The sequence below is a fragment of the Enterobacter sp. 725m/11 genome, from assembly GCF_011683705.1.
Classification (GTDB): domain Bacteria; phylum Pseudomonadota; class Gammaproteobacteria; order Enterobacterales; family Enterobacteriaceae; genus Enterobacter; species Enterobacter bugandensis.
Window position 1 is genome coordinate 1 of the sequence record NZ_JAAQOK010000010.1, and the last position, 25008, is coordinate 25008.

Sequence of the window (25008 nt, forward strand, 5' to 3'; positions counted from 1 at the left end):
TCCGTCGTCGGCAGCGTCAGATGTGTATAAGAGACAGAGTTATGAGTGCTGGCGCACATAAAAACCCACCGAATTTTGCAGGCGGCTTCACGAATTTCGCCTCAGCCCCCCGGCTGCGGTCGCAGAGCCTGTTCTCTCATCCTCCCGCCTCCTCCCCCATAAAAAAGGCGGGGGGTGGAGGATTCACGAAAGTAATGGATACCCCATAGTGAACTTATCTTGAATGTTTCTGTCGGTGACAGGTTGTAACGAAGGGAGAAGGGCATGGCGAGCGTACAGCTGCGTAATGTAACGAAAGCCTGGGGCGACGTAGTGGTGTCGAAAGACATCAATCTGGACATCACTGAAGGCGAGTTTGTGGTGTTTGTCGGCCCATCAGGCTGTGGTAAATCAACTTTGCTGCGTATGATTGCCGGTCTTGAAACTATCACCAGTGGCGACCTGTTGATCGGTGATACCCGAATGAATGACATCCCGCCAGCCGAACGCGGCGTAGGCATGGTGTTCCAGTCTTATGCGCTTTATCCCCATCTTTCCGTTGCCGAGAACATGTCCTTTGGCCTGAAGCTGGCCGGGGCGAAAAAAGAGGTCATTAACCAGCGCGTCACGCAGGTGGCTGAAGTGTTGCAGCTGGCGCACCTGCTGGAGCGTAAACCGAAAGCGCTTTCCGGCGGTCAGCGTCAGCGCGTGGCGATTGGCCGTACGCTGGTGGCCGAGCCGCGCGTGTTCCTGCTTGATGAACCTCTCTCTAACCTGGATGCCGCCCTGCGCGTCCAGATGCGTATTGAAATCTCCCGTCTGCACAAGCGCCTTGGCCGCACAATGATTTACGTCACCCACGATCAGGTCGAAGCGATGACCCTCGCCGACAAAATCGTGGTGCTGGACGCCGGTCGCGTGGCGCAGGTGGGCAAACCGCTGGAGCTGTATCACTACCCGGCAGACCGCTTTGTTGCGGGCTTCATTGGCTCGCCAAAGATGAACTTCCTGCCCGTCAAAGTGACGGCGACAGCCATTGAACAGGTACAGGTGGAACTGCCAAACCGCCAGCAGGTCTGGCTGCCGGTCGACAGCGCCAACGTACAGGTCGGGGCAAATATGTCCCTCGGTATCCGTCCTGAGCATCTACTGCCAAGCCACATTGCGGATGTGACGCTGGAAGGTGAAGTTCAGGTCGTCGAACAGCTTGGTCACGAAACACAGATTCATATCCAGATCCCCGCCATCCGTCAGAACCTGGTCTACCGCCAGAATGACGTGGTGTTGGTAGAAGAGGGTGCCACATTCGCTATCGGCTTGCCGCCAGAGCGTTGCCATCTGTTCCGTGAGGATGGCACCGCATGTCGTCGGCTGCACAAAGAGCCAGGCGTTTAAGCAATCCCAAAAGAAGACACGAAACCGACAGGTGAAGTGTTCAAAGAAAAGCAATGATCTCAGGAGATAGAATGATGATTACTCTGCGCAAACTTCCTCTGGCAGTTGCCGTCGCAGCGGGCGTAATGTCTGCTCAGGCGCTGGCCGTGGATTTCCATGGTTATGCTCGTTCCGGTATCGGCTGGACGGGTAGTGGCGGCGAACAACAGTGCTTCCAGGCAACCGGTGCCCAAAGTAAATACCGTCTTGGTAACGAATGTGAAACCTATGCGGAACTGAAGCTGGGCCAGGAAGTATGGAAAGAAGGTGACAAGAGCTTCTACTTCGACACCAACGTAGCGTACTCCGTGGCGCAGCAGAATGACTGGGAAGGTACTGACCCGGCGTTCCGCGAAGCTAACGTGCAGGGTAAAAACCTGATTGAATGGCTGCCAGGCTCTACCATTTGGGCCGGTAAGCGCTTCTATCAGCGTCATGACGTACACATGATCGACTTCTACTACTGGGATATCTCTGGTCCTGGTGCGGGTCTGGAAAACATCGATGTCGGTTTTGGTAAGCTCTCTCTGGCAGCAACCCGTTCTTCCGAAGCAGGCGGTTCATCCTCTTTCGCCAGCAATAGTATTTATGATTACACCACTCGTACAGCGAACGATGTCTTTGACGTGCGCCTGGCACAGATGGAAATCAACCCAGGCGGCACTCTGGAACTGGGTGTTGATTACGGTCGTGCTAACCCGCGTGATGATTATCGCCTGGTTGATGGTGCTTCAAAAGATGGTTGGATGTTCACCGCTGAGCACACCCAGAGCATGCTGAAGGGCTATAACAAGTTTGTGGTTCAGTATGCCACTGACTCAATGACGTCTCAGGGTAAAGGCTTGTCTCAAGGTTCTGGTGTAGGCATCGATTCTAACTCGGGTTATGCCTACGACATTAATAACAACGGCAGCCTGCTGCGTATTCTCGACCACGGTGCAATCTCTCTGGGCGATCGCTGGGACCTGATGTATGTCGGTATGTACCAGGACATCGACTGGGATAACAACAACGGGACCAAGTGGTGGACCGTGGGTGTACGTCCAATGTTCAAATGGACGCCTATCATGAGCACCTTACTGGAAGTGGGTTACGACAACGTGAAATCACAAAGCGCTGACGAAACCAACAACCAGTACAAAATCACCCTGGCACAACAGTGGCAGGCAGGCGACAGCATTTGGTCTCGCCCGGCAATCCGTGTATTCGCAACCTACGCCAAGTGGGATGAGAAGTGGGGTTATGACTACAACGGTAACCCATCTAACAACGCTAACTACGGTAAAGCGTTCAAAGATGGTTTCAATGGAAGCTCCTTCGGTCGTGGCGACAACGACGAGTGGTCCTTCGGCGCCCAGATGGAAATCTGGTGGTAATCCCGTCTTAACCTGACGTAATGACCAAACTGAGGGGCGCAAGCCCCTCAATCCTTGGGACGGCGCGCTATTGCCTGGCTACCGCTGAACCTGTGCATTTTGAGGTGATAACAATGAAAATGAACAAAACTCTCCTTGCCCTTTGTTTATCCGCAGGGCTGCTGGCAAGCGCGCCTGCCGTAACGCTCGCTAACGTCAACTTCGTTCCGCAAAACACAACATCTGCGCCAACTATTCCGACAGCGGCACTGCAACAGCTTGTCTGGACGCCTGTCGATCAGTCTAAAACCCAGACCACTCAGCTCTCAACGGGCGGCCAGTCGCTTAATGTTCCGGGTATAACCGGCCCGGTCGCTGCTTATAGCGTACCCGCCAATATCGGTGAGCTGGCCATTACCCTGACCAGTGAAGTTAACAAGCAGACGAGCGTATTTGCGCCAAACGTGCTGATTCTCGATCAGAACATGACGCCATCTGCTTTTTTCCCAAGCGAATACTTTACCTATCAGGAGCCTGGCGTGATGAGCGCCGATCGTCTGGAAGGCGTCATGCGCCTGACGCCTGCGCTGGGCCAGCAAAAACTCTACGTGCTGGTCTTTACCACCGAGCAGGATCTCCAGAAGACCACCACGCTGCTCGATCCGGCTAAAGCCTACGCAAAAGGCACCGGTAACGCGATTCCAGATATTCCGGACCCGATTGCTCGTCACGTCACCGACGGAACGTTAAAGCTGAAGGTGAAAACGAACAGCGGCTCCAGCGTGCTGGTCGGCCCGCTGTTTGGCTCCTCCGGTAACGGCCCTGTTACCGTGGGCAATACTGCTGCACCTGCTTACACCGCGCCTGCTGCCACGGTAGCCGCACCGGTCGCCGCCGCTGCGCCAGCCCCGGCGAAGAAAGCCGAGCCCGTACTGAACGACACCGAAGAGTACTTCAACAACGCCATTAAGCAGGCGGTGAAGCGCGGCGATGTCGATAAAGCGCTGAAACTGCTTGATGAAGCCGAACGTTTAGGTTCAACCACTGCCCGTTCCACCTTTATCAGCAGTGTAAAAGGCAAGGGGTAACTGTTCCCCACAGTGCTGATTTGTTAGTAGTTTAGTGCGCCTGAGTGGGCGCACTTTTTTTCGTATTCGCCAGGCTGTTGCGCCCATGTTGCGATAGTGATCGTTAAATAACGTTTGGCCCCCCCCTCATTGCCCGTTTCTGCGATACAATGCCATTACGTTATGTATCGGAGAGTCTGGCATGTCACACCCCGCGCTAACGCAACTGCGTGCGCTGCGCTATTTCGACCAAATACCTGCGCTTGATCCGCAGCAGCTGGACTGGTTGCTGCTGGAAGATTCCATGACAAAACGTTTTGAGCAACAGGGTAAAACGGTCACGGTAACCCTGATACAGGAAGGGTTTGTCTCCGGTGATGAGATCGCCAGCGAGCTGCCGCTGTTGCCGCAAGAGGAACGCTACTGGCTGCGTGAAATTTTACTCTGTGCCGATGGCGAACCCTGGCTTGCCGGGCGGACGGTGGTGCCCGAATCTACCCTATCCGGGCCTGAGCTGGCGCTGCAGCGGCTGGGGAAAACGCCGCTGGGGCGTTATCTTTTCACCTCATCTGAGCTGACCAGGGATTTCATTGAAATTGGGCGTGATGCCGAACTGTGGGGGCGCCGTTCCCGCCTTCGCCTGAGCGGTAAGCCGTTAATCCTGACGGAGCTATTTTTACCGGCATCACCGTTGTACTAAGAGGAAGAAAAAATGGAGTGGACCCTGACGCAGAATAAGCTGTTGGCGTATCACCGCTTAATGCGTACCGATAAACCCATTGGCGCGCTGCTGCTGCTGTGGCCGACCTTATGGGCGCTGTGGGTGGCCACGCCGGGCATGCCGCCGCTGTGGATCCTGGGCGTATTCGTTGCCGGCGTCTGGCTGATGCGCGCGGCGGGCTGCGTGGTGAATGACTATGCCGATCGTAAATTTGACGGCCACGTAAAGCGCACTGCCAACCGCCCGCTACCCAGCGGCCAGGTGACAGGGAAAGAAGCGCGCGTACTGTTCATCGTTCTGGTGCTGCTCTCTTTCCTGCTGGTATTAACCCTGAACACCATGACGATTCTGCTGTCCGTCGCGGCGCTCGCACTGGCCTGGGTTTATCCCTTTATGAAGCGCTACACCCATCTGCCTCAGGTGGTGCTGGGGGCGGCGTTTGGCTGGTCGATTCCGATGGCGTTTGCGGCGGTTAGTGAGTCCTTACCGCTTAGCTGCTGGCTGATGTTCCTGGCGAACATCCTCTGGGCCGTAGCGTATGACACGCAATATGCGATGGTTGACCGCGACGATGACCTGAAAATTGGCATTAAATCCACCGCCATTCTCTTTGGACGCCAGGACAAACTTATCATTGGCATTCTGCAGGTTGCGGTACTGGCGCTGATGGTCGCGATTGCGCGCCTGAACGGACTGAACTGGGAATTTTACTGGTCGATACTGGTAGCAGGGCTGCTGTTTGCCTACCAGCAGAAGCTGATTGCAAAACGCGAACGCGAAGCCTGCTTTAAAGCGTTTATGAACAATAACTATGTCGGTCTGGTGCTGTTTTTAGGCCTGGTCATGAGCTATTTTTCCTGATTGACGCGCGGTCATGCCCCGCCGGGTATGGCCGCGTCGTTACCCGGCATTACCGCCCTCACAAATTTAAACCATCGTTTCATAAATTCGCGCTTTTGTGAGGCGCTTCACCTACGCTTCTCCCGGGCTAGTCTATTTTCTAAGCGTAAAAAAATAAAACACTGTTTTAACGCTGACATCGCTACCCTGGAGCTGACTCAATGAATACGACCCTCAAGCCGTTACTGGCCGCGCTGTGCCTGTCTGCTTTTGCCTGCACCGTTTCTGCCCAAACCATCAAAGCCGCCGATGTGCATCCTGAAGGCTACCCGAACGTGGTCGCGGTTCAGCACATGGGTGAAAAACTCAAACAACAAACCGACGGCAAGCTGGAGATTAAGGTCTTCCCCGGCGGCGTGCTGGGGGATGAAAAGCAGATGATTGAGCAGGCGCAGATGGGGGCGATTGACATGATCCGCGTCTCCATGGCGCCGGTTGCCGCCATCCTGCCGGATATCGAAGTCTTCACCCTGCCGTACGTTTTCCGGGATGAGGATCATATGCATAAAGTGATCGACGGGGATATCGGCAAGCAGATCGGCGACAAGCTGACCGCGAACCCGAAATCCCGCCTGGTGTTCCTCGGCTGGATGGATTCCGGCACCCGCAACCTGATCACCAAAGAGCCGATCGTCAAACCTGAAGATCTGAAAGGGAAGAAAATCCGCGTGCAGGGCAGCCCGGTGGCACTCGCCACGCTGAAGGACATGGGGGCGAACTCGGTGGCGATGGGCGTTAGCGAAGTTTACAGCGGCATGCAGACCGGCGTGATCGACGGCGCGGAGAATAACCCGCCCACCTTTATCGCCCACAACTACATGCCGGTTGCTAAAAACTACACCCTCAGCGGCCACTTTATCACCCCGGAAATGCTGCTCTATTCAAAAGTGAAATGGGACAAGCTGAGCGCTGATGAACAGCAAAAAATCCTGACCCTGGCCCGTGAAGCGCAGTTCGAACAGCGCAAGCTGTGGAATGCGTATAACGACCAGGCGCTGGCGAAAATGAAGGCGGGCGGCGTGCAGTTCCACGATATCGATAAGACGGTATTCATCAAGGCCACAGAGCCGGTGCGCGCCCAGTATGGCGACAAGCATCAGGATCTGATGAAAGCCATCGCTGACGTCCAGTAATACGGAGCACGTATGTCCGAACTCTACCTGAAGTGGATGGACCGTCTGTACCTGCTCGCCATGGCGGTGGCGGGTGTTTCGCTGCTGGTGATGACGATTGTCATCCCCATCGGCATCTTCTCACGCTACGTGCTCAACCGCGGCGAATCCTGGCCGGAGCCCGTCGCCATTATCTGCATGGTAACGTTCACCTTCATCGGCGCGGCGGTGAGCTACCGCGCCGGGTCGCACATTGCGGTCAATATGCTCACCGACCGTCTGCCCGCGTCGCTGCAAAAGCTGTGTGTACGTGTGGTTGATCTGCTGATGCTGCTGATTTCCGGTCTGATGTGCTGGTACAGCTACTGGCTGTGCGTCGAGCTCTGGGAGCAGCCGGTGGCGGAGTTTCCGATCCTGACTTCCGGCGAAAGCTACCTGCCGCTGCCGATCGGGTCGGCGATTTTGATTCTGTTCGTGCTTGAACGCCTGCTGTTTGGCGCGCAGGAAAACCGTCCGGTCGTGCTGATCGGCAATCACAGTTAAGGGGTGAACAATGGATGCTTTTGTTTTGTTATTCACCCTCGCCATTTTGCTGGCGCTGGGGATGCCGGTGGCCTTCGCCGTGGGGCTGAGCGCCGTGGCAGGTGCGCTGTGGATTGATTTACCGCTGGAGGCGCTGATGATCCAGATCACCAGTGGGGTGAACAAATTTACCCTGCTGGCGATCCCGTTCTTCATCCTTGCCGGAGCGATCATGGCGGAAGGGGGCATTGCCCGACGGCTGGTTAACTTCGCCTATGTGTTTGTCGGCTTTATCCGCGGCGGGCTGTCGCTGGTGAACATCGTCGCCTCGACGTTCTTCGGCGCGATTTCTGGCTCGTCGGTGGCGGATACAGCGTCCATCGGCAGCGTGATGATCCCGGAGATGGAGAAGAAGGGCTATCCGCGCGAATACGCGGCGGCGGTCACGGCGAGCGGGTCGGTGCAGGCGATTCTGATCCCGCCCAGCCACAACTCGGTGATTTATTCCCTGGCGGCGGGGGGAACGGTCTCCATCGCCACGCTGTTTATCGCCGGCGTGCTGCCGGGGCTGCTGCTGGGGCTGTGCCTGATGATCCTCTGTCTCGGATTCGCCCACAAGCGCGGTTACCCGAAGGGTGAGAAAATCCCGTTTAAGCAGGCGGTGAAGATTTTACTTGATGCCCTGTGGGGGCTGATGACGGTGGTGATTATCCTCGGCGGGATCTTGTCCGGGATATTTACGGCGACGGAATCCGCCGCCGTGGCCTGCCTGTGGGCGTTTTTCGTCACTATGTTTATCTACCGCGACTACAAATGGAGCGAACTGCCGAAGCTGATGTGCCGCACGGTGAAAACCGTCACCATCGTGATGATTTTAATCGGCTTTGCCGCGGCGTTTGGCGCGGTGATGACCTACATGCAGCTGCCGATGCGCATCACCGAGTTCTTCACGTCGCTCTCTGATAATAAGTACGTGATCCTGATGTATCTCAACATCATGCTGCTGCTGATCGGCACGCTGATGGACATGGCGCCGATCATCCTGATCCTGACGCCGGTGCTGCTGCCGGTGACCAACTCTTTGGGGATCGACCCGGTGCACTTCGGGATGATCATGATGGTTAACCTGGGGATCGGGCTGATCACCCCGCCGGTCGGGTCGGTGCTGTTTGTGGCGAGCGCGGTGAGCAAGCAGAAGATTGAAACCGTGGTACGGGCGATGCTGCCGTTTTACGGTATGTTGCTGGTGGTGCTGGGGATGGTGACGTACATCCCGGCTATATCATTGTGGCTGCCGAGGATGTTGGGGATGCAGTAACGCCGTTTTTTGCCGGGTGGCGGCTGCGCCTTCCCCGGCCTACGGTTCAGAGTTGTTATTGGCCCGGTAAGGCGCAGCCGCCACCGGGCGTTTTTATTTCCGCCGTAATAATCTCAACGCGTTCGCCGTGACCAGCACCGTCGCCCCGGTGTCCGCCAGCACCGCCAGCCACAGGCCAGTCATGCCGAGCAGCGTGGTGACGAGAAATATCCCCTTCAGACCCAGCGCAATGCCGATGTTCTGGCGAATATTGACGCGCGTCGCCCGCGCAAGAGCGATCATCTGCGCCAGCCCGGTCAGACGGTTATGCGTCAGCGCCGCATCCGCCGTCTCCAGCGCCACGTCGGTGCCGCTGCCCATTGCAATACCGAGGGTGGCGGCCTTCATCGCCGGGGCATCGTTAATTCCGTCACCGACCATCGCCAGCGGCGCGCGGCTGTTCAGTTCGGTTACCGCGCTGACCTTATCCGCTGGCAGTAATCCGGCCTTAAACGCCAGCCCCAGCTCGTCGGCAATCGCGGCCGCCGCGCGCGGGTTATCGCCGGTGAGGATCACGCCCTGTACGCCCAGCTGATGCAGCGCCGCCACGGCGTCTTTGGCGTCATCGCGCAGAGTGTCGCGCAGTGCCAGCATGCCCTTCGACACGCCGTCCTGCATCACGGCAACGACCGTCTGCCCGGCCTGCTCTAACGCCTCAACCTGTGGATGAGAGAACGCGCCTGCCGCAACAATCAGCACCTTTTTGCCGTCGACGACGGCCTCAATCCCTGACCCGACCAGCGCCCGTTGGGCGGTTGCCGAAGGGATAGCCAGCCCGCGCCTTTGCGCTTCACGCACTATCGCCTGCGCCAGCGGGTGAGTGGAGCCCTGCTCAACGGCGGCGGCCATGATCAGCAGTTCGTCCTCACTGATGTCCTGCGGATAGACGCCGGTGACCTGCGGCTTGCCAACCGTCAGCGTGCCGGTTTTATCGAAGGCGATATGCTGAACCTGGCTCAGCTGTTCCAGCGCCGCGCCGCCCTTAATCAGCGCCCCGCGACGTGCCGCTGCCGCCAGCCCCGAGGTAATCGCCGCGGGCGTAGAGATCACCAGCGCGCACGGGCAGCCAATCAGCAGCAGGGTCAGCCCTTTATAAATCCAGCCCTCCCACGGCGCGCCGAAGAACAGCGGTGGAACGACGGTGACCAGCAGGGCGACCAGCATGATGGCGGGGGTGTAAATCCGGCTGAAGCGGTCAATAAAGCGTTCGACTGGCGCGCGGCGCTCCTCGGCCTCTTCAATCAGCTTCAGGATACGGTCGATGGCGCTGTCGCCCGGCTCGGACAGGACTTTGAGCTGCACCAGGCGGTCGACGCTGGTGGCACCGGCAGGGACTTTTTCGCCTGCCGCACGCTCAACCGGAATGGATTCCCCGGTCAGGGCGCTTTCGTCAAAGCTCGCGGTGGCGGTAACGAGAGCCCCATCGGCAGGCAGACGCCCGCCCGCGGCGACTTCAATCACGTCGCCCGGGCGCAGCGTGTTGATGGCGACCGTTTCACGTTTGCCTTCATTAACCCGCGTGGCGGTTTCTGGCTTCAGCGCCATCAGCGCGCTCACCCCTTTGCGCGCCCGGCTCGCTGCCCAGCCCTCAAGCCGTTCGCCGATCAGGAACAGCAGCAGCACCATCGCCGCTTCCGCCGTCGCGCCAATGAGCAGCGCGCCAATGGCCGCCACGCTCATCAACGTTTCAATGGCAAACCAGCTGCCGCTTCTCATCAGGCGCAGTGCCTGACGGGCAATGGGGAACAGGCCGACCAGTGTGGTGGCGATAAACGCCAGGTTGCCGAACGGGTGGTTAATCTGCTCAAGACCCCAGCTCAGGGCCATCATGATGATGAGGGTAATAAGCGGCAGGTTTTCTTTCAGGGGAGAGGTTTTTTCGGCAGGTGCCGTTTCGCTGCGCAGGGTATAGCCCGCCTTGCTGACGGCGGCTTCAACCTGCTTGCTGACGTCTTTTTCGGCGCTGACCAGTAGCTTTTCGGTGGCGAACAGGACCTGAACGTGGTTCACGCCCGGTACCTGCCTCACCGCGTTTTCCACTTTGCGGGCGCAGGCCGCGCAGTCCATGCCGTTGACGACCCAGCTGTAGCGGTTGCCGTTTTCAGGCAGCGCGTCGACCTGCGTTTCGCACGCGCCCTCGCAGCAGCAGTCGTCTTTCGGCGGAACCGGGCTGAGCTTAAGCGCCGAGAATTGTGGGACTTTTTTTGGAATTTCTGGAGTCGACATGGCAGTCTCCGGTAATGATAATTTTCTCATTAACCGCAGCATACACTCTGGAGTCGACTCCAGAGTCAAGCGTTATTTAGATATACAATGAACGCACGATCAGGAAGTGCCCGGCAAAGTAGCAGGCGGACGAAATCGCGTTGTCCGCGCGGAAGCGGCGGCGATAGTGGCTGCCCAGCCAGACGATATTGCCGATTAACAGCAGCGCCGCGCCGAAGAACGCGGACATCGCCTGAGATGTCGGGCGGAAGAACCACAGTTCACCGGCCAGCCACACCATCACCAGCGTCATGGCGATAAACGTGCATACCGGCAGACGCATCTCTTCCAGACGCGACCAGATCACCGCAATCAGCAGCGCGCCAATCACCAGCAGCACCAGCGGCAGCGGCCAGAAGAAGGAGAGCGTCATCTGGCTGGCAAAGTAGATGGTATACAGCAGATGGGAGAGGAAAAATGCCCCCACGGCATACAGCAGGCGCTGACGCGGCAGCAGGGTTAAGGCATCACCAATCAGGGAGGCACACAGCCCGGCGAGCACCAGATAGCTGATGGCGTTAAACATCGGAGCCTGCCAGGCGAGCAGCAGAAGCAACAGCAGCGTGACGGGTTTAAACAACCAGCGCTGCCAGGCTGGACCGCGATAGGACGCATCGACATAAAGCCATGCGGAAAAACAGACAGCGATAAATGACCAAAGCATATTAACTCCCTGTAACTGTTGAGGCTGAATAATCAGTTTCTGATCCAGTGTAGTGACGCGAGCGGGCGTTTGGCAATGCCGGGGCAGGCGAGGTATCCTGAATTCCGCATAATCTGATGGGATGTTTCAATGAGCAAGATGCCGCTGTTTTTCATTATCGTGGTGGCGATTATCGTCATTGCCGCCTCGTTTCGGTTCGTGCAGCAGCGCCGCGAAAAGGCGGACAACGACGCCGCGCCGCTGATGCAAAAGCGCGTAGTGGTGGCGAACAAACGCGAGAAACCGCTTAATGACCGCCGCTCTCGCCAGCAGCAGGTGACGCCTGCGGGCACCGGCATGCGCTATGAAGCCAGCTTTAAGCCGGAAACCGGTGGTCTGGAGATGACCTTCCGCCTGGAGGCGCAGCAGTACCATCAGCTGACGGTGGGAGAGAAAGGCACGCTGAGCTATAAAGGGTCGCGTTTTTTAGGTTTTAGGGCTGAATAATGCGCGATCGGTCCCCTCTCCCGTGGGAGAGGGTTAGGGTGAGGGCATCACACCGCACCTTACTTCTTGACCTGCGCCTTAAACTTCTTCATCCACACCAGCAGTTCAAACACGCCGAAAATAAACACCCGCAGCTGCTGCCAGCCGGTCATCGGCGGGCCATCTTTCGGCAGGCCGTTTTTCAGCATCACCATCTGCAGGGCGTGCATGAACGAGGTGAAAATCAGCGCCACGTTAACAAAGATGTTCAACGGGCGCGGGAACGGGTGCACCAGATTCAAAATCAAAAATGCCCAGACGCCCAGCATCAGCAAGCGTCCCAGGTTAATCAGTACCGGCATCGGATCCTCCTTGTGCCTGACGGTGATACAGACGATAAGCCACCTGGCCTGCGACCTTCTCGCGGTGCAGATCCCAGTGAACGGGAACGGGTGGCAGGCCGTTTTCCACTTCGCTTTCTACATAAATCAGCGCGTCATCCGCCAGCCAGCCATTGTGCTCCAGCAGGGATAACGTCTCTTCCAGCAACCCCTTGCGGAACGGCGGGTCGACAAAGACCACGTTATGCGGCGTACCCTGCTGCGCGAGGAAACTCAGCGTATTGGTGTTGACCACTTTCGCATTCGTCGCCTTCAGCGTCGCCAGATTTTGCTGCAGCGTCTGCGCAACGCCGCGCTCCATCTCCAGCAGCGTGGCGCTGGCGGCGTAGCGCGACAGCGCCTCCAGCCCTAAGGCACCGCTTCCGGCGAAGCAGTCCAGGCAGTGGGCGTCTACCATTGATGGGGCAAGCCAGTTAAACAGCGTCTCGCGAACGCGGTCGGTTGTAGGACGTAAACCGGGGCTGTCCGGCACCGGTAATTTCCGGCCTCGCCACTGACCGCCGATAATGCGAATTTGACCGGCCGGGGCGCGGGTGGGTTTCTTCATCTCTGGAAAGCTCTGTTAACCATAGCCCTGCGATTGCGGGCGGTGATGTCAATTAAGTAAAGTGTTAGACTATTTCATCATTTTTTTAGCTTCCCTGTATATAGCGCCGCGAGGAGTGTAGTCGCAGATGGCAAAACAAAAAAAACGTGGCTTCTTTTCCTGGTTGGGTTTCGGTGAAAAAGAGCAAGAAACAGAACAGAAAACCGAAGAGCAACAGGTTGTAGAAGAGCAGTCACAGCCTGAAACGCCTGTCGAAACCGCTGCGATTGTCGAAGCGGAAGAACCAGCGCACAGCAAAGAAGAGATTGAATCCTTTGCTGAAGAGGTGGTTGAGGTCACTGAGCAGGTTCAGGAGAGCGAGAAGCCAGAGCCGGTTATCGTAGAAACCCTTACCGAAGCGCCGCAGGCCGCTATCGAACACGAAGCGCTGCCGCTGCCCGAAGAGGTTAAAGCTGAAGAGGTTTCTGCCGAAGAGTGGCAGGCCGAAGCGGAAACCGTTGAAATCGTTGAGGCGGTGGAAGAAGAGGCGGCACTTGAGCCAGAGCTGACCGACGAAGAGCTGGAAGCTCAGGCGCTGGCGGCGGAAGCGGCTGAAGAAGCGGTAATCGTCGTGCCGGTGGAAGAGCAGGCCGAAGAAGAGATCGTTCAGGAGCAGGAAAAACCGACCAAAGAAGGTTTCTTCGCGCGCCTGAAGCGCAGCCTGCTCAAAACCAAAGAAAACTTAGGTTCCGGATTTATCAGTCTTTTCCGCGGCAAGAAGATCGACGACGATCTGTTTGAAGAGCTGGAAGAGCAGCTGCTGATTGCGGACGTGGGCGTGGAAACTACCCGTAAGATCATCGCCAACCTGACCGAAGGGGCGAGCCGCAAACAGCTGCGCGACGCCGAGGCGCTGTACGGCCTGCTGAAAGACGAGATGGGTGAAATTCTCGCAAAAGTTGACGAACCGCTTAATATTGAAGGCAAAACGCCATTTGTTATTCTGATGGTTGGCGTTAACGGCGTGGGTAAAACCACCACCATCGGCAAGCTGGCGCGCCAGTTTGAGCAGCAGGGCAAATCGGTGATGCTGGCGGCGGGCGATACCTTCCGTGCGGCAGCGGTTGAGCAGCTCCAGGTGTGGGGCCAGCGCAACAACATTCCGGTGATTGCCCAGCACACCGGCGCAGATTCCGCATCCGTGATTTTCGATGCCATCCAGGCGGCGAAGTCGCGTAACGTGGACGTACTGATTGCCGACACCGCAGGGCGTTTGCAAAACAAATCGCACCTGATGGAAGAGCTGAAGAAAATCGTTCGCGTCATGAAGAAGCTGGACGAAGATGCACCGCATGAAATTATGCTGACTATCGACGCCAGCACCGGGCAGAACGCCATTAGCCAGGCGAAGCTGTTCCATGAAGCGGTAGGGCTGACGGGGATCACGCTGACCAAACTGGACGGCACCGCGAAAGGCGGGGTGATCTTCTCCGTGGCCGACCAGTTCGGCATTCCTATCCGCTACATCGGTGTGGGCGAGCGTATTGAGGATTTGCGTCCGTTTAAGGCGGACGACTTTATTGAGGCATTATTTGCCCGAGAGGACTAACAATGATTCGCTTTGAACACGTCAGCAAGGCCTATCTCGGTGGGAGACAAGCGCTGCAGGGGGTGACGTTCCACCTGCAGCCAGGCGAGATGGCATTCCTGACCGGCCATTCCGGCGCGGGGAAAAGTACCCTGCTCAAGCTTATCTGTGGGATCGAACGGCCAAGCGCCGGGAAAATCTGGTTCAGCGGCCACGAAATTAGCCGTCTGAAAAACCGTGAAGTGCCGTTTCTGCGTCGTCAGATCGGCATGATTTTCCAGGATCACCACCTGCTGATGGATCGCACCGTTTTCGATAACGTGGCGATCCCGCTGATTATTGCCGGCGCCAGCTATGACGATATCCGCCGTCGCGTCTCTGCGGCGCTGGACAAGGTCGGGCTGCTGGACAAAGCGAAGAACTTCCCGATCCAGCTTTCCGGCGGTGAACAGCAGCGCGTGGGCATCGCCCGCGCGGTGGTGAACAAGCCTGCCGTACTGCTGGCGGATGAACCGACCGGTAACCTGGACGATGCCCTGTCCGAAGGGATTTTGCGTCTGTTTGAGGAATTCAACCGCGTAGGGGTAACGGTACTGATGGCGACGCACGACATGGGGCTGATTTCCCGTCGTTCGTACCGCATGCTGACCCTGAGCGACGGGCATTTGCACGGAGGCCACGGTGAACAAGCGTGATGCAATGAACCAGATTCGGCAGTTCGGGAACCGGTTCGACCGTTTCCGTAAGCCGCAGGGCGGCGGTGACGGCAATCGTAATGCGCCTAAGCGCCAGAAAGCGGCGCCGAAACCGGCCTCCCGCAAGACCAACGTGTTTAACGAACAGGTGCGCTACGCCTTCCACGGCGCGCTGCAGGATCTGAAAAGCAAACCGCTGGCGACGTTCCTGACGGTGATGGTGATCGCCATCTCCCTGACGCTGCCAAGCGTCTGCTACATGGTCTATAAGAACGTCAACCAGGCGGCGTCGCAGTATTACCCGTCACCGCAGATCACCGTTTATCTGGATAAAGCGCTCGACGATAACGCGGCGGCGCAGGTGGTCGGGCAAATCCAGGCCGAGCAGGGCGTGGAGAAGGTGAATTATCTCTCCCGTGAAGAAGCGTTGGGCGAGTTCCGTAACTGGTCAGGCTTTGGCGGCGCGCTGGACATGCTGGAAGAGAACCCGCTGCCCGCCGTGGCGGTGGTGATCCCGAAGCTGGATTTCCAGGGTACCGATTCGCTGAATACCCTGCGCGACCGCATCACACGCATCAACGGGATTGATGAAGTGCGCATGGACGACAGCTGGTTTGCCCGTCTTGCGGCGCTGACCGGGCTGGTGGGGCGCGTGTCGGCGATGATCGGCGTGCTGATGGTGGCGGCGGTGTTCCTCGTCATCGGTAACAGCGTGCGTCTGAGCATCTTTGCGCGTCGCGATACCATCAACGTGCAAAAACTGATTGGCGCAACGGATGGTTTCATCCTGCGTCCGTTCCTCTACGGTGGCGCACTGCTCGGTTTCTCCGGCGCATTTCTTTCACTGATATTGTCAGAAATTTTGGTGATGCGGCTTTCGTCTGCCGTCACAGAAGTGGCGCAGGTTTTCGGAACTAAGTTTGATATCAGTGGTTTAGGCTTCGATGAGTGCCTTCTGTTGCTGCTGGTGTGCTCCATGATCGGCTGGATTGCCGCATGGCTGGCAACGGTTCAACATTTACGCCACTTTACTCCCGACTAATAAAAGCGTGATATAATCTTTCCCTGCACCGAGATGTTCGCTCTGCAGGGAAAGCGTCCCTGTTGTCTCTTCCCCTGTTATCATCTCCATGTCACATTTTGTGCGTAATTTATTCACTGTTGCACCTGGAACTTGTGGATAAAATCACTGTCTGATAAAAGAGTGAATGCTAATCTCGTTGCTCAAACGCTTTGGCATGGTTGTTGCCTGACGGGGACAGCCTGGACCAGAAGAAACATTGAGAGGAATGAATGACCAAAGAAATGCAAACTTTAGCTTTAGCCCCTGTTGGTAACCTGGAATCTTACATCCGGGCTGCGAACACCTGGCCGATGTTAACGGCCGAGGAAGAAAAGGAGCTTGCTGAAAAGCTGCATTACCAGGGCGATCTGGAAGCAGCGAAAAAGCTGATCCTGTCTCACCTGCGCTTTGTTGTTCACATTGCTCGTAACTATGCGGGCTATGGCCTGCCGCAGGCGGACTTGATTCAGGAAGGTAACATCGGCCTGATGAAGGCTGTACGTCGCTTTAACCCGGAAGTGGGCGTGCGACTGGTCTCCTTCGCCGTACACTGGATCAAAGCAGAAATTCATGAATACGTGCTGCGCAACTGGCGTATCGTGAAAGTCGCCACGACAAAAGCGCAACGTAAGCTGTTCTTCAACCTGCGTAAAACCAAGCAGCGTCTGGGCTGGTTCAATCAGGATGAAGTGGAAATGGTGGCGCGCGAGCTGGGTGTATCCAGCAAAGACGTCCGTGAGATGGAATCCCGTATGGCCGCGCAGGACATGACCTTTGATATGTCCTCCGACGACGACGCATCTGACAGCCAGCCGATGGCACCGGTTCTGTATCTGCAGGATAAAACCTCTAACTTTGCCGACGGCATTGAAGAGGACAACTGGGAAGATCAGGCCGCGAACAAGCTGACCCATGCGATGGAAGGCCTCGACGAGCGTAGCCAGGACATTATCCGCGCCCGCTGGCTGGACGAAGACAACAAGTCCACCTTGCAGGAGCTGGCCGACCGCTACGGCGTTTCTGCGGAACGTGTCCGTCAGCTTGAAAAGAACGCCATGAAAAAACTTCGCGCCGCTATCGAAGCGTAATTACCGCGAAGTACACCGAGAGCCCTTGAATGCAAATTCGGGGGTTTTGTTTTTTTAGCGCCCGCTCTGGCGAATTTCTCCCCCCTGGCAAACACTTACTGATGCGCTAAGCAGGCGATTTTCTCAGGGGGTCAGGGTGAAAAATAACGAACTGAACGACCGGCGTTTACAGGCAACGCCGCGCGGCATCGGCGTGATGTGTAACTTCTATGCTGATAAAGCCGAAAACGCCACGGTGTGGGACGTGGAAGGCAATGAGTACATCGACTTCGCCGCCGGGATCGCGGTGCTGAATACCGGCCATCGCCATCCCAAAGTTATCTCCGCTATCGAAAAACAACTCCACGCTTTTACCCACACGGCCTACCAGATTGTGCCGTATGAGGGCTATGTGGCGCTTGCCGAGCGCATCAACCAGCGCGTGCCGATTAACGGCCCGGCCAAAACCGCCTTCTTCTCGACGGGTGCTGAAGCGGTCGAAAACGCGGTCAAAATTGCCCGCGCGTATACCAGACGCCCCGGCCTTATCACCTTCGGCGGCGCGTTCCACGGGCGCACCTTTATGACCATGGCGCTGACCGGTAAGGTCGCGCCGTACAAGCTAGGTTTTGGCCCGTTTCCCGGTTCGGTATACCACGCTCAATTCCCTGACGGTCTGCACGGCATCAGCACGGCGGAAGCATTAAAAAGCCTGGAGCGCATCTTTAAGGCCGATATCGCCCCAGACCAGGTGGCGGCCATTATTCTCGAACCGGTTCAGGGGGAGGGCGGGTTCAACATTGCGCCCGCTGATTTTATGCAGGCGCTGCGCGCCCTGTGCGATACCCACGGGATTTTGCTGATTGCCGACGAGGTGCAAAGCGGCTTCGCCCGCACCGGCAAGCTGTTCTCGATGGAACACCACTGCGTGAAGCCGGACCTGATCACCATGGCAAAAAGCCTCGCGGGCGGGATGCCGCTCTCAGCGGTATCGGGCCGCGCCGAGGTGATGGACGCGCCTGCACCTGGCGGTCTGGGCGGTACCTACGCAGGTAACCCGCTGGCGATTGCCGCGGCGCACGCGGTGCTGGACGTGATTGATGAGGAAGATCTCTGCACGCGCTCGGCGCACCTCGGCCATCATCTGGTAGAAGTGCTCAACAAAGCGAAGGAAAACTGCCCGTTCATCGCCGACATCCGTGCCCAGGGCTCGATGGTCGCGGTAGAGTTTAACGATCCGCAATCCGGACAACCGTCGCCGGAATTCACCCGGCAGGTGCAGGAGCGCGCGTTGAACGAAGGGCTGCTGCTCCTGAGCTGCGGCGTTTACGGCAATGTGATCCGCTTCCTTTATCCGCTTACCATCCCCGAAGCGCAGTTCCGCAAAGCGCTGGACATTATCTTCGCGTCGCTGACACGTTAAAGCCACCAGCCCGGCGGTAAATCCTGTCGGGCTTATCATATATTCATTTCAAATTAGCTATTCCAAAATCATAAAAATGGGGTATGTTTTAGCAGAGTATGCTGAAAAAGCGCGAACAGCACACCAATAACTGAAATAAAGCGCTGCACAACAACATCACAACAATCGTAATAACCATAATAATGGGGAATCTCAGGATGAACATGAAGGGTAAAGCGTTACTGGCAGGATGTATCGCGTTGGCATTCAGCACCATGGCGCAGGCAGATATTAAAGTGGCCGTGGTGGGCGCAATGTCCGGTCCGGTAGCACAGTACGGCGACCAGGAATTTACGGGCGCAGAACAGGCGGTTGCAGACATTAATGCTAAGGGCGGCATCAAGGGTGAAAAACTGCAGATCGTAAAATACGACGATGCCTGTGACCCGAAGCAAGCGGTCGCGGTGGCGAACAAAGTGGTCAACGACGGCATCAAATACGTTATCGGTCACCTGTGCTCCTCTTCTACTCAGCCCGCGTCTGACATCTACGAAGACGAAGGTATTCTGATGATCACCCCGGCTGCGACCGCACCGGAGCTGACCGCGCGCGGCTACAAGCTGACCCTGCGTACCACCGGTCTGGACTCCGATCAGGGCCCAACGGCGGCTAAGTACATTCTGGAAAAAGTGAAGCCGCAGCGTATCGCGATTGTTCACGACAAACAGCAGTATGGTGAAGGTCTGGCCCGTGCGGTACAGGACGGTCTGAAAAAAGGCAATGCCAACGTGGTCTTCTTTGACGGGATCACCGCCGGCGAGAAAGACTTCTCCACCCTGGTGGCGCGTCTGAAGAAAGAGAATATCGATTTCGTTTACTACGGCGGCTACCACCCGGAAATGGGCCAGATCCTGCGCCAGGCGCGCGCGGCGGGTCTGAAAACCCAGTTCATGGGCCCGGAAGGCGTGGCGAACGTTTCCTTGTCTAACATCGCGGGTGAATCTGCCGAAGGTCTGCTGGTGACCAAGCCGAAGAACTACGACCAGGTGCCAGCGAACAAACCTATCGTAGATGCCATCAAGGCGAAGAAGCAGGATCCAAGCGGCGCGTTCGTCTGGACCACCTACGCAGCGCTGCAGTCTCTGCAGGCGGGTCTGAACCAGTCAGCCGATCCGGCTGAGATTGCCACCTGGCTGAAAGCCAACACGGTGGAAACCGTGATGGGGCCGCTCTCCTGGGACGCAAAAGGCGATCTGAAGGGCTTTGAGTTCGGCGTGTTTGACTGGCATGCGAACGGAACGGCAACTGACGCCAAATAATTTTCCCGTCGCCTTTCGCGCCGCAGGTGCGTTGGCTGCGTTATTCAACCCCGGTCACTTACTTATGTAAGCTCCCGGGGATTTCATAACTTGCCGCCTTCCTGCAACACGAAATGCTTGGGAAAATGCGGTAGAAATTGTAGGCCGGGTAAGGCGCAACCGCCACCCGGCTTTCTTTTAGCGCTTCTCCCACCCGCTCTCCTGCGCCGTAAACCCTAACGCCTGCATAAACGCTGCCATCACGCCGCGGTCTTCCACGCCCACGTCGGCCATCCACCATGAGTTTACGTTCGGGTTTTCGCGGATCACTTCTTCAATTAAATACTGTCCCACACCGCGACGACGGGTCACGTCACGCACGCGCAGCGAGTCCAGCGCTCCCTCCGTGCCGCTCAGGGTCACGCGAACCGCGGCCAGCAGGCGCTCGTTGAAGCGCGCGGCATAAATGCGATGATTCTCGTCGACATGCAGCGACGAAGGGGAATATTCCGGCCAGATCTTGCCCAGGTCGATATGATCCTGGTCGCTAAAGGTCACCAGACGCACGATAGTCAGTTTCATTAGCAGCTTGTCCAAATCAAATTGAGTAGAGGCAGTGTACTCAATTTATTCACTCAGCGGCTTCCTCTTTTTATTCTCATTAACCAGGTTATTAGTTTTTTAGCAATGCAATGGGCAGTGTGAAAAAACATGGATCGAAAAATAAGCAGAATTTTAACCTGAATGGCAGCGATTTATTCGGCGCTTTGTACCGTTATTTTATGCTGCAAACTGCACTTTTATTTGTTTATCTCTGCCTGATTTCAGAATATTATCTTTCCTTAATCGCCTGAAAAATAGAGATTTTAGTCTGGTTTTTGACATAAAACTGCGCTAAACCATTAAAGGCACTGGTAAAAATAGCGTTGTTCATTAAAAGTACAGAATGCTTTTTAACCATAATAAAACAAAATATAAACACGACATCACGAATGGGGATTCTGAGATGAAAAGGAACGCGAAGACATTTATCGCGGGAATGGTTGCACTGGCGATCTCGCATGCGGCCATGGCGGAAGAGATTAAAGTTGCGGTAGTCGGTGCGATGTCCGGCCCTGTAGCCCAGTGGGGTGACATGGAGTTTAACGGCGCGCGTCAGGCCATCAAAGACATCAACGCCAAAGGCGGCATCAAGGGCGACAAGCTGGTAGGCGTGGAGTATGACGACGCCTGCGATCCGAAACAGGCCGTTGCGGTCGCCAACAAAATCGTCAACGACGGGATTCAGTACGTCATCGGCCACCTGTGCTCATCCTCCACCCAGCCCGCGTCCGATATCTACGAAGACGAAGGCATTTTGATGATCACTCCGGGCGCCACCAACCCGGAGCTGACCCAGCGCGGTTACCAGCACATCATGCGTACCGCCGGTCTGGACTCCTCCCAGGGGCCAACCGCGGCCAAATACATCCTCGAGACCGTTAAGCCACAGCGTATCGCCATCATTCATGACAAGCAGCAGTACGGCGAAGGCCTGGCGCGCTCCGTGCAGGACGGCCTGAAAAAAGGCGGCGCGAACATCGTCTTCTTCGACGGCATTACCGCAGGCGAAAAAGACTTCTCCGCGCTGATCGCCCGTCTGCAAAAAGAGAACATCGACTTCGTCTACTACGGCGGCTACTACCCCGAAATGGGCCAGATGCTGCGCCAGGCGCGCGCCACCGGTCTGAAAACCCAGTTTATGGGGCCAGAGGGCGTGGGCAACGCCTCCCTGTCAAACATCGCAGGGGATTCTGCCGAAGGCATGCTGGTGACGATGCCAAAACGTTATGACCAGGATCCGGCCAACAAGGCTATCGTGGATGCGCTCAAGGCGCAGAAGAAAGATCCGAGTGGTCCATACGTCTGGATCACCTACGCGGCTGTGCAGTCTCTGGCAACCGCATTGGAGCGTACCGGCAGCAAAGAGCCGCTGGATCTGGTGAAAGATTTAAAAGCACACGGGGCGAACACCGTGATTGGGCCGCTGAACTGGGATGAGAAAGGCGATCTGAAGGGATTTGAGTTTGGTGTCTTTAAGTGGCACGCCGACGGTTCGTCCTCGGTCGCCAAATAATTATCCCACCGCCCGGCTCACCGGGCGGGTATAAAAAGGTTTGCATATGTCCGAGCAGTTTCTCTACTTTTTGCAGCAGATGTTTAACGGCGTCACGCTGGGAAGCACCTACGCGCTGATCGCCATCGGCTATACGATGGTTTACGGCATTATCGGCATGATCAACTTCGCCCACGGCGAGGTGTACATGATCGGTAGCTACGTCTCCTTTATGATTATCGCCGCGCTGATGATGATGGGCATCGACAGCAGCTGGCTGCTGGTCGCCGCCGGGTTTGTTGGCGCGATCGTGATCGCCAGCGCCTACGGCTGGAGCATCGAGCGCGTGGCCTACCGGCCGGTGCGCAGCTCCAAGCGTCTTATTGCGCTGATTTCCGCGATTGGGATGTCGATCTTCCTGCAAAACTACGTCAGCCTGACCGAAGGTTCGCGCGACGTGGCGCTGCCTAGCCTGTTTAACGGCCAGTGGATTGTGGGGGCCAGCGAAAACTTCTCTGCCTCTATTACCACGATGCAGCTGGTGATCTGGGTCGTGACCTTTGTCGCCATGCTCGCCCTGACCCTGTTCATCCGCTACTCCCGCATGGGACGCGCCTGCCGCGCGTGCGCGGAAGACCTGAAGATGGCGAGCCTGCTCGGCATCAACACCGACCGCGTAATCGCCCTGACCTTCGTGATTGGCGCGGCGATGGCGGCGGTGGCTGGCGTGCTGCTCGGCCAGTTCTACGGCGTAATTAACCCGTACATCGGCTTTATGGCCGGGATGAAAGCCTTCACCGCGGCGGTACTGGGCGGCATCGGCAGTATTCCTGGCGCGATGATTGGCGGCCTGATCCTGGGCGTGGCGGAAGCGCTCTCCTCGGCGTACCTGAGCACCGAATATAAAGACGTGGTGTCGTTTGCCCTGCTGATTCTGGTTCTGCTGGTGATGCCTACCGGTATTCTGGGCCGTCCGGAGGTAGAGAAAGTATGAAACCGATGCATTTTGCAATGGCGCTGCTCTCTGCCGCCATGTTTTTCGTGCTGGCCAGCGTCTTTATGGGCGTCCAGCTTGAGCTGAATGGCACCAAACTCGTTGTCGATACTGCAGCTGATATTCGCTGGCAGTGGGTCTTTATCGGCACCGCCGTGGTGTTCCTGTTCCAGCTGCTGCGCCCGCTGTTCCAGAAAACGCTGAAAAATGTCTCCGGACCGAAATTCGTCCTGCCGGCGATCGACGGTACAACGGTCAAACAGAAGCTGTTCCTCGTGGCGCTGCTGGTGGCTGCCGTGGCGTGGCCGTTTATGGTGTCGCGCGGCACTGTGGACATCGCCACCCTGACCATGATTTACGTGATCCTCGGCCTCGGTCTGAACGTGGTGGTCGGTCTCTCTGGCCTGCTGGTGCTGGGCTACGGCGGTTTCTACGCTATCGGCGCGTACACCTTTGCGCTGCTGAACCACTATTACGGCCTGGGCTTCTGGACCTGCCTGCCGCTGGCGGGGCTGGTCTCTGCCGCCGCAGGCTTCCTGCTCGGCTTCCCGGTGCTGCGCCTGCGCGGTGACTACCTGGCGATTGTGACCTTAGGCTTCGGTGAAATCGTCCGTATCCTGCTGCTCAACAACACCGAAGTGACCGGCGGCCCGAACGGCATCAGCCAGATCCCGAAGCCGACCTTCTTCGGCCTGGAGTTCAGCCGTACCGCCCGCGAAGGCGGCTGGGATACCTTCAGCAACTTCTTCGGCATCAAATATGACCCCTCTGACCGCGTGATCTGGCTCTACCTGGTGGCGCTGCTGCTGGTGGTCATCACCCTGTTCGTGATCAACCGCCTGCTGCGCATGCCGCTGGGCCGAGCGTGGGAAGCGCTGCGCGAAGATGAGATCGCCTGCCGCTCTCTGGGCCTGAACCCGACCCGCATCAAACTGACCGCGTTCACCATCAGCGCCGCGTTTGCCGGTTTCGCCGGCACGCTGTTCGCCGCGCGTCAGGGCTTCGTCAGCCCCGAGTCGTTCACCTTTGCCGAATCGGCCTTTGTGCTGGCGATTGTGGTACTCGGCGGGATGGGCTCGCAGTTCGCCGTTATCCTCGCGGCCATCCTGCTGGTGGTCTCCCGCGAGCTGATGCGCGACTTTAACGAATACAGCATGCTGATGCTGGGTGGTTTGATGGTGCTGATGATGATCTGGCGTCCGCAGGGTCTGCTGCCGATGACGCGTCCACAGCTGAAGCTTAAGAATGTGGAAGCGAAAGGAGAGCAGGCATGAGTCAGCCATTATTATCCGTAAACGGTCTGATGATGCGTTTTGGCGGCCTGCTGGCGGTCAACAACGTGAACCTGGACCTGCATAAAAAAGAGATCGTCTCCCTGATTGGCCCGAACGGCGCGGGGAAAACCACGGTCTTTAACTGTCTGACCGGTTTCTACAAGCCGACGGGCGGCACCATCATGCTGCGCGACCAGCACCTGGAAGGGCTGCCGGGCCAGCAGATTGCCCGCATGGGCGTGGTGCGTACCTTCCAGCACGTGCGCCTGTTCCGCGAGATGACGGTGATTGAGAACCTGCTGGTGGCACAGCATCAGCAGCTGAAAACCGGCCTGTTCTCCGGCCTGCTGAAAACCCCGGCCTTCCGCCGCGCGCAGGAGGAGGCGCTCGATCGCGCCGCCACCTGGCTCGACCGTATCGGCCTGCTGCAGCACGCCAACCGTCAGGCGAGCAACCTGGCCTATGGCGACCAGCGTCGACTGGAGATCGTGCGCTGCATGGTGACCCAGCCGGAGATCCTGATGCTCGACGAACCGGCGGCGGGCCTCAACCCGAAAGAGACCAAAGAGCTGGACGAGCTGATTGCCGAGCTGCGCGATCATCACGACACCACCATCCTGCTGATTGAGCACGACATGAAGCTGGTGATGGGCATTTCGGACCGTATCTACGTGGTAAACCAGGGCACGCCGCTGGCAAACGGCACGCCGGAAGAGATCCGCAACAACCCGGACGTGATCCGCGCATACCTTGGTGAGGCATAA

24 protein-coding genes are annotated in these 25008 nt (G+C 57.2%); 19 read left to right on the forward strand and 5 right to left on the reverse strand.

Annotated features, from left to right (window positions below; genetic code table 11):
* Positions 1-264: 264 nt before the first annotated feature.
* The 8 genes from malK to HBA26_RS05940 all read left to right on the forward strand — a co-directional run bounded on the left by malK (position 265) and on the right by HBA26_RS05940 (position 8408).
* Positions 265-1374, forward strand: a complete 1110-nt coding sequence (gene malK / locus HBA26_RS05905; protein ID WP_028015130.1) for a maltose/maltodextrin ABC transporter ATP-binding protein MalK — start codon at positions 265-267, stop codon at positions 1372-1374.
* 71 nt (positions 1375-1445) lie between these two features.
* A complete protein-coding gene (locus HBA26_RS05910; protein ID WP_048957455.1) occupies positions 1446-2789 on the forward strand; it encodes a maltoporin in 1344 nt (447 codons plus the stop codon).
* 113 nt (positions 2790-2902) lie between these two features.
* Complete coding sequence (gene malM / locus HBA26_RS05915; protein WP_126346029.1) at positions 2903-3856, forward strand: maltose operon protein MalM; 954 nt, start codon at positions 2903-2905, stop codon at positions 3854-3856.
* 181 nt (positions 3857-4037) lie between these two features.
* A complete protein-coding gene (gene ubiC, locus HBA26_RS05920) occupies positions 4038-4535 on the forward strand; it encodes a chorismate lyase (RefSeq protein ID WP_014882105.1) in 498 nt (165 codons plus the stop codon).
* Positions 4536-4547: 12 nt separating this feature from the next.
* Positions 4548-5417, forward strand: coding sequence for a 4-hydroxybenzoate octaprenyltransferase (ubiA, locus tag HBA26_RS05925; protein WP_028015133.1), 870 nt, complete (start codon positions 4548-4550; stop codon positions 5415-5417).
* 200 nt (positions 5418-5617) lie between these two features.
* On the forward strand, positions 5618-6589 hold the full coding sequence (locus HBA26_RS05930; RefSeq protein WP_028015134.1) for a TRAP transporter substrate-binding protein: 972 nt from the start codon (positions 5618-5620) through the stop codon (positions 6587-6589).
* Positions 6590-6601: 12 nt separating this feature from the next.
* Positions 6602-7111, forward strand: a complete 510-nt coding sequence (locus tag HBA26_RS05935) for a TRAP transporter small permease (RefSeq protein WP_045260961.1) — start codon at positions 6602-6604, stop codon at positions 7109-7111.
* 10 nt (positions 7112-7121) lie between these two features.
* Positions 7122-8408, forward strand: a complete 1287-nt coding sequence (locus tag HBA26_RS05940) for a TRAP transporter large permease (protein ID WP_028015136.1) — start codon at positions 7122-7124, stop codon at positions 8406-8408.
* A 93-nt stretch (positions 8409-8501) separates the two neighbouring features.
* On the opposite strand, the gene zntA is transcribed toward HBA26_RS05940, so the two are convergent.
* On the reverse strand, positions 8502-10673 hold the full coding sequence (zntA, locus tag HBA26_RS05945) for a Zn(II)/Cd(II)/Pb(II) translocating P-type ATPase ZntA (RefSeq protein WP_126346028.1): 2172 nt from the start codon (positions 10671-10673) through the stop codon (positions 8502-8504).
* Positions 10674-10749: 76 nt separating this feature from the next.
* A complete protein-coding gene (locus tag HBA26_RS05950) occupies positions 10750-11376 on the reverse strand; it encodes a lysoplasmalogenase (protein WP_028015138.1) in 627 nt (208 codons plus the stop codon).
* A 129-nt stretch (positions 11377-11505) separates the two neighbouring features.
* Between HBA26_RS05950 and HBA26_RS05955 the strand changes: the two genes are divergently transcribed.
* The gene (locus tag HBA26_RS05955; RefSeq protein WP_126346027.1) at positions 11506-11862 is read left to right on the forward strand and encodes a DUF2500 domain-containing protein; all 357 of its coding nucleotides are present in this window, start codon (positions 11506-11508) and stop codon (positions 11860-11862) included.
* Positions 11863-11921: 59 nt separating this feature from the next.
* Here the strand turns inward: HBA26_RS05955 and HBA26_RS05960 are convergent, their stop codons facing one another.
* Positions 11922-12203: a DUF1145 family protein gene (locus HBA26_RS05960; RefSeq protein ID WP_014882110.1), complete on the reverse strand. Its 282-nt coding sequence runs from the start codon at positions 12201-12203 to the stop codon at positions 11922-11924.
* Positions 12187-12789 carry a 16S rRNA (guanine(966)-N(2))-methyltransferase gene (gene rsmD, locus HBA26_RS05965; RefSeq protein ID WP_028015140.1) on the reverse strand — a complete coding sequence of 201 codons (603 nt, stop codon included), beginning with the start codon at positions 12787-12789 and terminating at the stop codon, positions 12187-12189. The genes HBA26_RS05960 and rsmD overlap by 17 nt, the downstream gene beginning before the upstream one ends.
* Before the next feature lie 127 nt (positions 12790-12916).
* Between rsmD and ftsY the strand changes: the two genes are divergently transcribed.
* The 6 genes from ftsY (at position 12917) to livJ (ending at position 19902) form a co-directional block, all read left to right on the forward strand.
* Positions 12917-14377: a signal recognition particle-docking protein FtsY gene (gene ftsY / locus HBA26_RS05970; RefSeq protein ID WP_041911558.1), complete on the forward strand. Its 1461-nt coding sequence runs from the start codon at positions 12917-12919 to the stop codon at positions 14375-14377.
* Between the two features lie 2 nt (positions 14378-14379).
* Positions 14380-15051 carry a cell division ATP-binding protein FtsE gene (gene ftsE, locus HBA26_RS05975; RefSeq protein WP_003861525.1) on the forward strand — a complete coding sequence of 224 codons (672 nt, stop codon included), beginning with the start codon at positions 14380-14382 and terminating at the stop codon, positions 15049-15051.
* Positions 15038-16093: a permease-like cell division protein FtsX gene (gene ftsX, locus HBA26_RS05980; RefSeq protein ID WP_028015142.1), complete on the forward strand. Its 1056-nt coding sequence runs from the start codon at positions 15038-15040 to the stop codon at positions 16091-16093. Before ftsE ends, ftsX begins: the two co-directional genes overlap by 14 nt.
* A gap of 251 nt (positions 16094-16344) precedes the next feature.
* Complete coding sequence (gene rpoH, locus HBA26_RS05985; RefSeq protein ID WP_028015143.1) at positions 16345-17202, forward strand: RNA polymerase sigma factor RpoH; 858 nt, start codon at positions 16345-16347, stop codon at positions 17200-17202.
* Positions 17203-17338: 136 nt separating this feature from the next.
* Entirely contained in the window at positions 17339-18604 is a 1266-nt protein-coding gene (locus tag HBA26_RS05990; RefSeq protein WP_126346026.1) for a 4-aminobutyrate--2-oxoglutarate transaminase, read from the forward strand.
* Between the two features lie 197 nt (positions 18605-18801).
* On the forward strand, positions 18802-19902 hold the full coding sequence (gene livJ, locus HBA26_RS05995) for a branched chain amino acid ABC transporter substrate-binding protein LivJ (protein ID WP_072201786.1): 1101 nt from the start codon (positions 18802-18804) through the stop codon (positions 19900-19902).
* Between the two features lie 177 nt (positions 19903-20079).
* Here livJ and panM read toward each other — a convergent pair whose 3' ends face one another.
* The gene (panM, locus tag HBA26_RS06000) at positions 20080-20463 is read right to left on the reverse strand and encodes an aspartate 1-decarboxylase autocleavage activator PanM (RefSeq protein ID WP_045631384.1); all 384 of its coding nucleotides are present in this window, start codon (positions 20461-20463) and stop codon (positions 20080-20082) included.
* A gap of 424 nt (positions 20464-20887) precedes the next feature.
* On the opposite strand from panM, the gene livK reads away from it, so the two are divergent.
* The 4 genes from livK to livG are packed head-to-tail and all read left to right on the forward strand — an operon-like array spanning position 20888 to position 25008.
* Entirely contained in the window at positions 20888-21997 is a 1110-nt protein-coding gene (gene livK, locus HBA26_RS06005) for a high-affinity branched-chain amino acid ABC transporter substrate-binding protein LivK (RefSeq protein WP_028015146.1), read from the forward strand.
* Between the two features lie 46 nt (positions 21998-22043).
* Positions 22044-22970, forward strand: coding sequence for a high-affinity branched-chain amino acid ABC transporter permease LivH (gene livH / locus HBA26_RS06010; protein ID WP_028015147.1), 927 nt, complete (start codon positions 22044-22046; stop codon positions 22968-22970).
* Entirely contained in the window at positions 22967-24244 is a 1278-nt protein-coding gene (locus HBA26_RS06015) for a high-affinity branched-chain amino acid ABC transporter permease LivM (RefSeq protein ID WP_045631383.1), read from the forward strand. The genes livH and HBA26_RS06015 overlap by 4 nt, the downstream gene beginning before the upstream one ends.
* Entirely contained in the window at positions 24241-25008 is a 768-nt protein-coding gene (gene livG / locus HBA26_RS06020) for a high-affinity branched-chain amino acid ABC transporter ATP-binding protein LivG (protein WP_028015149.1), read from the forward strand. The genes HBA26_RS06015 and livG overlap by 4 nt, the downstream gene beginning before the upstream one ends.